This is a genomic window from Halopenitus sp. POP-27 (assembly GCF_029889855.1).
Taxonomy (GTDB): domain Archaea; phylum Halobacteriota; class Halobacteria; order Halobacteriales; family Haloferacaceae; genus Halopenitus; species Halopenitus malekzadehii.
In genome coordinates, this window is sequence record NZ_JARANU010000032.1 from 1 (window position 1) to 7,968 (window position 7,968).

Consider the following 7,968-nt stretch of genomic DNA (forward strand, 5'->3'; position numbering starts at 1 on the left):
TCCCTTCTCATCTTTTTTACTCAATCTCTACCAAACCTTAACAATGTACAAAACCCTCATCATTTCCTACTCCCACGCCAACTCCGACACCAACGCCGACGCCCACACCAACCCCAGCTCCAACGCCAACCTCAACACCAACTCCGTCACCGATCCACGTACCGACAACCCCATCGACGCCGGAGACGGAAACGCCGGGATCGACATCCACTGAAACGCCCGTCTCGTTACCGGAGACCACACCTGCTGACGGAGGGGAACCCACTGCGGCCCCTCGTGGCGGATATACTGGTGGTGCTGCGGATCGCGACACCCGGTCGGCCGACGGTCGTGACGGTGAGAACGGGTCGGCTCCCGGACGTGATCCAGTCGGCTCCGAATCGGTGTCGCTCGCCGACCCCACCATCGACGCCACCGCCGGTGGCATCGTCGAGCTCACGGTCACGGCGGCCGGGACGGCAGCTGACGGGGTGACCGGGAATACACCCGGCGCCACGCTCGTCATCGGGAACGAGACGGTCGGCTACGAGGCGACGGTCCGGATCACGGAGTTCGGATCGGCGTCGTCGACCACGCTGCGCGTCAACACCGCTACCGCGGGAACGACGGCCGGTCCCGTCGTTACACTGGCGCCGGTGTCAGCCGATGTCGGGGCGGCGATCGACTTCGATCCGGAAACCGACCAATCGTTCCGCTCCGGCGGCCTCACGGCCGGCGAGTACCCGATAGCCGTTTCCGCCGTGTCGGATCCCGAGACGACCGCGGGCGTGTCCGAAGCCGACGGCGTGCTCACGCTGACACCGGCGAGCGAGGGCTCCGCTTCGAGTTGGACCACGACCGCCGGGACGGCCCGATCGATACTCGCGGCCGAGACGCCGGCGACGGCGCTTTCGACCGCCGTCGAACGGGGAGCAGTCACTCGAACCGACGCCGTCGCGGCCGGCGACGTGGCCGTCTTCAGGGTCGAGTCCGCCGGCGTGTCGGGCCCCCTGGCGCTTGCGGACCGACGGCGTCCGGACGTCGGGCCACGTGACCGGTTCGGTATGCTCACGGGCCGTGACGGAGCGAGCGACACGCCGGACGCCGAGCCGGCGTTCGATACGCCCCCGATCGCGGTGACGGCGACTGAACGGTCCCAACGAGCCGAACGAAGCGGCCAGATCGAACACGGCGGCGCAACCGCGTCGCGGGCGATCGATGTGGGCGCGAGCACGCTCGGAATCGTGCTCGATCGGGGCGGCGATGGGGTCGCGCTGTTCGTCGAGACCGATACGCTTCGGTTCGCGAACGGCTCGGCGGTCGATCCGAGCCTTGCGCCGGCGCTCGAACTCGGGATCAGTACGGCCGACTCGCCCTCGTCGGAGTCGGGTGGGGGCACCGGTGACGCCGACGACGCCGGAGACACCGACGATCCGGGTTCCGATCTGCCCGCCAGCATCGAGCCCGTCGCCACCGGACGTACGCCGGCTATCGGATCGATGCAGGGGCCGGTCGTCGCCGTGGACCGATCGCCCGTCACCGGGGCGGGATCCATCGTCACCGTGGATCGCTCCCCGATCGGCGGGTCCGTCGCGGGTGTGGGCCAGGCTGGAGCGATCGGCTGGACGCCGACGCGATCACGTGCTCCCGGATCGTCACCCGACGCCAACGGTAGGCAGTCGATCGCGGTGGATGAGGACACCGATGCGGAGGGTGGAGCGATGGACACCGATACCGCGGTGGAAACCCACGAGGAGGCGGACGTGACGACCGGGGTCACCGTCGTCGAGCGCGACGCGACGTTCACGGCCGATCCCTATGACGCACACGCCGCCCCGGACCAGTCGTTCACGGGCACGACGACCCTCGCGCCCGGGACCGAGTTCACGGTTCGGCTTCAGTCGACCGACGAACCAGCACCCGAGCTCCGGGCCGTGGACGAGGGCGTTCGCGTCCGTGAGGACGGTACCTGGACGTCGACGCTCGACCTCACGGCCGGCTCCGTCGGCGACCGATACCGCGTGTCGATCCACGACGCGAACCTCTCTCCTCGTCCGACGGTTGACGGGCAGCTCCGTGGGCTTGAGACGCCCGATGCGGCGGCGACTGTGACTCCCGATGACGCCACCGTCGACGGCGACACGACTCCCACAGGCGGGGCCGATGGCGCGACCGATAGCCCGCCAACGGCCGGCGATCGCGACACCGGGCCTGGCGGGGCGAGTGACGATGGTGGACCGGGCGGTGCGGTCGGTGACGTCGTCGAGACGGTCGGCGAAACGGTCATCGAGACGGTCGGCAGCTCGGTCGGTGGTGACCTGGTCGATCTGATCGGGGACATCGACGTCGGTGCATCGATCGAGTCGATCCTGGCGACGCTCCGATCGGGATCGATCGGGGTGATCCTCGGCGCACTCGGCACGGTTCGTGACCGGATCGCCATCGACGCGATCGCCTCCGCGATCAGCGTCGCGCTGTTCGCCTTCGCGACGTACCGGCGCGTTCGCTAGGCGTCGCCGATCGGTTCCCGATCGTCCCCAACGGCAAGGGCTTTACCCGGCGATCCCGTTTTCGGTGGTGTATGATCGCCGCGATCGGCCAGTCGGCGCTCTCGATGCTGCCCGATACGTTCACGTTCGCGTGGGTCGTCGCCGTCCTGTTCGTGATCGGTGCTCTCCTCGACCGCCGTGGGCACTCGCTCGGGCGACCGTTCGCGGCGGGCACGTGGGTGTTGTTCGGGCTCTTCTGGCTCACGATGGTGCCCTATTTCGCCCTCGAACACCAGAGCTACGTCGAGAGCATCCTGTCGCTTATCGCCGTTCCGGCGTGTACCTACGCCGGCTACCTGCTCCACCGCGGCCGCGGATCCCTGTTCGTGTTGACTCGTGCGGTCGCCGGGATGCTGTTCATCTATCTCCCGTTCGAGACGGTTCCCGCGGTGACCGTCGGCGGGATCACCCTTCCGGAACCCAAGCGGGTGTTCATCGAGATCGTGGCCGCCCAGACGGCTGCGGCGATGGACCTCCTCGGATACGCGCCGACGATGATCGAGAGCTCGGAGGGCTTTCTGGCAACCTTTCGGTGGGTCTACGGCCCCGAAGAGCAGATCATTCTCGTCTCAGTCGTGCTCGCGTGTACCGGAATCGGGAGCATGGCGATCTTCGGCGGGCTCATCGCGGCCGTCGACGCCCCGATCTCGCGGAAGCTCCGCGGACTCGCGGTCTCGATTCCCCTCATCTACGTGTTGAACATCGCCCGGACGACGTTCATCACGATCGTCACCGGCAACCAGTACATGCACTGGCAGCCCGAGCTCGTGATGGCGATGTTCGGCGCCAGCGACCCCTACCGCGTGTCCTTTTTTGTCTCCGACCGGATCCTCAGCCAGCTGCTCGCCGTCGTCGCGCTCGTCGGGATCACCTACCTCGTAGCCCGCCAGCTACCGGAGCTCGTCGTCGTTCTCGAGGACGTCCTCTACGTGTTGACCGGCGAGGAACACGACCTGCTCGCGGCGCTCGATCTCCCGCGGGAACCGACGAACGTCGATCGGTAGCGACTCTCCACCGGTGAGTCCCTCCGACCGGCAACGACATTCGACCGGGGACCGCTCCGGCCCTGGGACGTTTTTGTGGGTCCGCTGCGAACGCTGGGTATGGATGACTCCGAGATGGCGGTCACAGTGGTCGGCGCGGGACCTGCCGGGCTCGTGGCCGCCGCGCGGCTCGCCGAGGCGGGTGCCGACGTCACCGTCCTCGAACGCGAGGGGACCGTCGGCGGGCGCGTCCGCAGCCGGACCGTCGACGGATTCACGATCGACCGCGGGTTCCAGGTGCTCTTCGACTCCTACCCGGCCGCTCGCGCCGAACTCGACCTCGAGGCGCTCGACCTCCGGGCGTTCGCACCCGGCGCCGTGATCTGCCGGCCGGGATCGCGATCGACGCTCGCGGATCCGTTCCGCGATCCGCGGGCAGCCCTCGAGTCGGCGTTCTCGCGGGAGATACCGTTCGCCGACAAGCTCCGAACCCTCCGACTGAAACGCGAGCTGGCCACCGGGTCCGGCTCCGAGTCCGACGTCGATCCCGACTCCGAACCCGACCCGGTCGACGGATTCGGGTTTATAAGAACCGCCGGCACCGACGAATCGATCCGGTCGTTCCTGCAGGAACGTGGCTTCTCCGAGACGTATTTGGACCGGTTCGTCGCCCCCTTTTACGGCGGCATTACCCTCGACCGGTCGCTGTCGAGCTCCGCACGCGTCTTTCGGGAGACCTTCCACGCGATGAGCGAGGGCCGAACCGTCGTCCCGGCGGACGGGATGGGCGCCATCACCCGGCAGCTCGCCGGGCGAGCTCGGGATGCCGGCTGCTCGATCCGTCTCGAAACGACCGTCGAGGAGCTGACGATCGAGGGGTCGGCGGTCGGGGAGTCGCGAGGTGGAGGATCGGCGACAGGTGGCGTGAATCCGGACGATGATGGCGTCCGACTGCGTCTCGCGGACGGCTCGGAGACGGTCGCCGACGCGGCGGTCGTCGCGACGTCGCCGCCGGAAGCCCGCCGGCTCACGGATGTCGAGTCGATACCGACCACCGGTGTCGGCTGCGTCACGCAGTGGTACACGCTCCCGCCCGGACGGTCGCTCGGAACTGGCCCCCGGATCCTGTTGAACGCCGGCGGCGATCGTCCGAACACGGTCGCCCCGCTTGGCGCGGTCGCCCCGGAGTACGCCCCCGAGGACCGGACGCTGCTCGCGGCCACGTTCGTCGACGACGATGCGTTCGATCGCGACGACGCGACGCTTGCCGCCGAGACCGAGCGCGCGCTCGCGTCCTGGTTCCCCGAGCGTTCGCTCGACGGGCTGGAACCCCTCGTGACCGACCGAACCCCGTTCGCGCAGTTCGCGCAACCGCCCGGATTCCGGGAGACGCTTCCGGCTCCCGACGCACCCGAGGGACCGGTCGTGCTCGCCGGTGAGTACACCGACTGGTCGTCCATCCAGGGTGCGCTCGCGAGCGGGCGGCGGGCGAGCGAGATCGTTCTCGGAGCGGTGGATCCCTGACCGGCGTCGGCCCTCGTGGAGGCCGAGGACACGATCGGTATATCGCTGTTCGATCGGCCGAGGATCGAGTATCGTGCTACCGACGCCCTCGGGTCGTGCGTCGCCCGTTGGCAGTCGCCGTGGGACCCCGTGATCGGCGACCCGCGGCTCGAGGCTCCGTCTCGGCGGCGTCGTTCCTCCGTCGACAGTACTCGGTCGCGGTGGCGTACGCCGACCGAACCCGCCGAAACGCCGCCTCGTCGCCGCCCTGGTCCGGGTGGACGTCCTTCACGCGATCGCGATAGGCGCGTTTCACCGCGTCTTCGTCGCTCGAGCGCGGGATCTCCAGCTCCGCGAAGGCGGCTGCGACCGGGTCCTCACCGTGTCTGCCGGCCGTCCCGAACGCCCCGGCGATCCGGTCGCGATCCGAGTCATCAGTGGGACCGACATCCCGACCGTCGCCCGACCCGAACGTCGGCGTCTCCGGCGTGTCGAAGGGCAACCGGTCGCCGAGTCCACGACCGGGCAGCTCGTGTTCACAGAGGACGGCGGCGACGCCGGCGCGCTCGAGCCGGAAGAACTGCTGGGCATCGAACGTGATGGCGACCTCCCGGTCGGGGAGATAGAAGTCGACCGGGTCGTCGTGAACGGGATGGTCCTCCTGGAACCGTTCGCCGATCGCGGACAGGTACGACCGGATCTCGGTCCGACGCCTGGCGTCGCCGTCGATCGACACGCCGGACGTGGCTGCCGAGGACGCACCGCCGGCCGGTAACAGCCGATCGCCGAGATAAAAGAGGACCACGACGCCCCCCGTCGCGAGCAGTCCGACTCCGAGACCGATCAGGAGCCACGCCGGCAACGGAGGAATTGTGTCGACCACCACGGGTTGTCCCGGCGTAGTGCACGCACGGGGAAGAACCACTCGGCGGAGGCCTCTCGCATCCGCGCGAGAGAACGGGTCAGATCATATCGTTCTTCTTGAGTCCGGCGATGATGTCGTCGACGAACGCCTCGACGGACTCGTACGGAAACTCCTGCTCGCCGCCGAGTTTGGTGGCCAGCTCCATCGCGGTAAACCGCACGTCGCCGGCCTCGAAGGTCGTTCCCGGGCCGTTCGGCAGCGCCGGGACGAGGTCCATCTGGTTCTCGACGGGGAACTCCGCGCCTTCGAAGGCCTCGGTGAACTGTGCGCGAAGCTCGGATTCGACGTCAGTCATACGTGGGAGGTTTCCGAGCGAACGAAAAAGCGTTGTGGAACGGTGACCACCGATCAGACCGACGGAACCGGGTTCGTGAGGGCCTCGACGACCCGTACCGAGGTCCCCTTATGCGTGCCGGTCCGGTCGCGCACGTTGCGAGCAGTCACCCGGATCCGGTAGCTCTCGTCGGGTTCGAGCGCGGTCCCCGGCGGGACGACGATCGTCTCATCGGTGGTCTCGTACTCGCGATCGCCGACGATCTCGAGGCGTTTGCGGACGACCTCGTCACCGTCGCCGTCGACGACCGCGATGGTGACCGTATCGAGCGCGACCTGTGGATCGATGACCGACAGCGACCCGATCGCGAAGCGGTTGGTCTCAAGGCTAACGCGCGGGTCCTCAAAGGTCGTGATTCGGGGACCGCGACCTTCCGGGACGACGCGTCCCCACGGGACGTAGCGGTAGGCGGCGACGATGAGGCCGAGGGCGGTCAGCGACAGGAGCGTCTGCCAGATCAGCGTGCTGCCGATGCCCAGCGCCGAGAGCTCGGAGAAGACCGACCAGCCGGTCGCAACCGCGATCCGCTCAGTGGTCTCGGTAGCAGCCCCGTACTCGTCGGCGACGCGAACGTCGACGACGTGCTCGCCCGGTGCGAGCGACTGGGTGACCGTCTCGCCGGTTTTCGTGGTGCCGTCGGCGAACGTCCAGGTCACCGTGGCGTCACCGACCTCGTTCTCGACGTCCGCGGTCAGGGTCGCCATCTCGGCCGCCCGGTCGTACTCCGCGGAGACCTCCGCGGTCGGCACGTCGTTGGCGATGACCGTTCGGGTGGTCGAACTCTCGCGGCCGAGCGCGTCACGGACCGTGAGCCCGACGTCGTACTGGCCCGGTTCCGCGAAGGTGTACTCGAGCGTCCGGCCGCTCCGGGTGGTCCCATCCGGCAGCGTCCACTCGTAGGTGACGTCCGGGTCCACGAAGACCGCGAACGGGGAGAACCCGCGCGTGCGCGCCTCGACGACCACGGCATCCTCGGTCGTCTCCGTCACGGTGGTGTCGAGCAGCTCCCAGCCGTTCTCGGTCCGGTGGCCGAGCGTGGCGCCCGAGGGGTCGGCGTCGCCGAACTGATCGCGGTCGACGCGTAGCCGCACCGTTGCCGGGCGATCTCGGCGGCCATCCGACGGATCAATGTCAACCGCCCGCACGATCCGGTCCTGTTCGGCGATCCCGCTCGAGGCGCTGATCGTCGACCGTTCGCCCGAGAGTTCGGTCGGTTCCCCGGCGTTCGTCACGATGGTTCCTTTCTCGAGGTCGATCGCGTCTCCCTCGGAGCCGTCACTCTCGTCGTCGACCCCGTCGCCGTCCTCGTCCTCCGCCGTCGAGATCACCGCTCGCGGGTTGCCGTCCCTGGCGGTGGCGTCGATCGCGTCGAGGTCCTCGTTCGAGAGTTCCCGGACGGTGACCCCCGTATCGGCGTCGGACTCGCTCCCCTCGTCCCCCTCGCCGGTCGTATCGTCCGATTCGTCCTCGAACTCGACTGCCACGCCGGTCTCGGAGTCAATCACGTCCTCACCGGGGGCGTCGGCCTCAGACTCTCCCTCGCCCTCCTCGTCCGGTTCGGTCTGTTCGCCGTTCTCGTCTGGTGCGGTCTCGGTGGGGTCCTCGTCCGGCACGCCGCCGACGCTGTCAGATATGGCCAAAAGGCGCTGCCGTCGATACGCCGTGTGTGGCTCGGGGGGGTGGCGGGAACATAGA

Annotated in this window: 7 protein-coding genes; 4 read left to right on the top strand and 3 right to left on the bottom strand. The window is 68.4% G+C overall.

The features are described from left to right. Positions 1 to 43 precede the first annotated feature (43 nt). The 4 genes from OQF70_RS13355 to OQF70_RS13370 all read left to right on the top strand — a co-directional run bounded on the left by OQF70_RS13355 (position 44) and on the right by OQF70_RS13370 (position 5,035). The gene (locus OQF70_RS13355; RefSeq protein ID WP_280538206.1) at positions 44 to 214 is read left to right on the top strand and encodes a hypothetical protein; all 171 of its coding nucleotides are present in this window, start codon (positions 44 to 46) and stop codon (positions 212 to 214) included. Between the two features lie 169 nt (positions 215 to 383). Next, positions 384 to 2,489: a BGTF surface domain-containing protein gene (locus OQF70_RS13360; RefSeq protein ID WP_280538207.1), complete on the top strand. Its 2,106-nt coding sequence runs from the start codon at positions 384 to 386 to the stop codon at positions 2,487 to 2,489. 71 nt (positions 2,490 to 2,560) lie between these two features. Continuing rightward, a complete protein-coding gene (gene artA / locus OQF70_RS13365) occupies positions 2,561 to 3,532 on the top strand; it encodes an archaeosortase A (protein ID WP_280538208.1) in 972 nt (323 codons plus the stop codon). A gap of 99 nt (positions 3,533 to 3,631) precedes the next feature. Then, the gene (locus tag OQF70_RS13370; protein ID WP_280538209.1) at positions 3,632 to 5,035 is read left to right on the top strand and encodes an NAD(P)/FAD-dependent oxidoreductase; all 1,404 of its coding nucleotides are present in this window, start codon (positions 3,632 to 3,634) and stop codon (positions 5,033 to 5,035) included. A 76-nt stretch (positions 5,036 to 5,111) separates the two neighbouring features. Here the strand turns inward: OQF70_RS13370 and OQF70_RS13375 are convergent, their stop codons facing one another. From OQF70_RS13375 to OQF70_RS13385, 3 genes are all read right to left on the bottom strand, one after another. After that, positions 5,112 to 5,897, bottom strand: a complete 786-nt coding sequence (locus OQF70_RS13375; RefSeq protein WP_280538210.1) for a J domain-containing protein — start codon at positions 5,895 to 5,897, stop codon at positions 5,112 to 5,114. A 79-nt stretch (positions 5,898 to 5,976) separates the two neighbouring features. Continuing rightward, positions 5,977 to 6,234 (bottom strand): MTH865 family protein, encoded by a 258-nt coding sequence (locus OQF70_RS13380; RefSeq protein WP_092813899.1) that lies wholly within the window; start codon positions 6,232 to 6,234, stop codon positions 5,977 to 5,979. 53 nt (positions 6,235 to 6,287) lie between these two features. After that, the coding region (locus OQF70_RS13385; RefSeq protein WP_280538211.1) for a PKD domain-containing protein at positions 6,288 to 7,968 on the bottom strand (1,681 nt) is incomplete at its 5' end.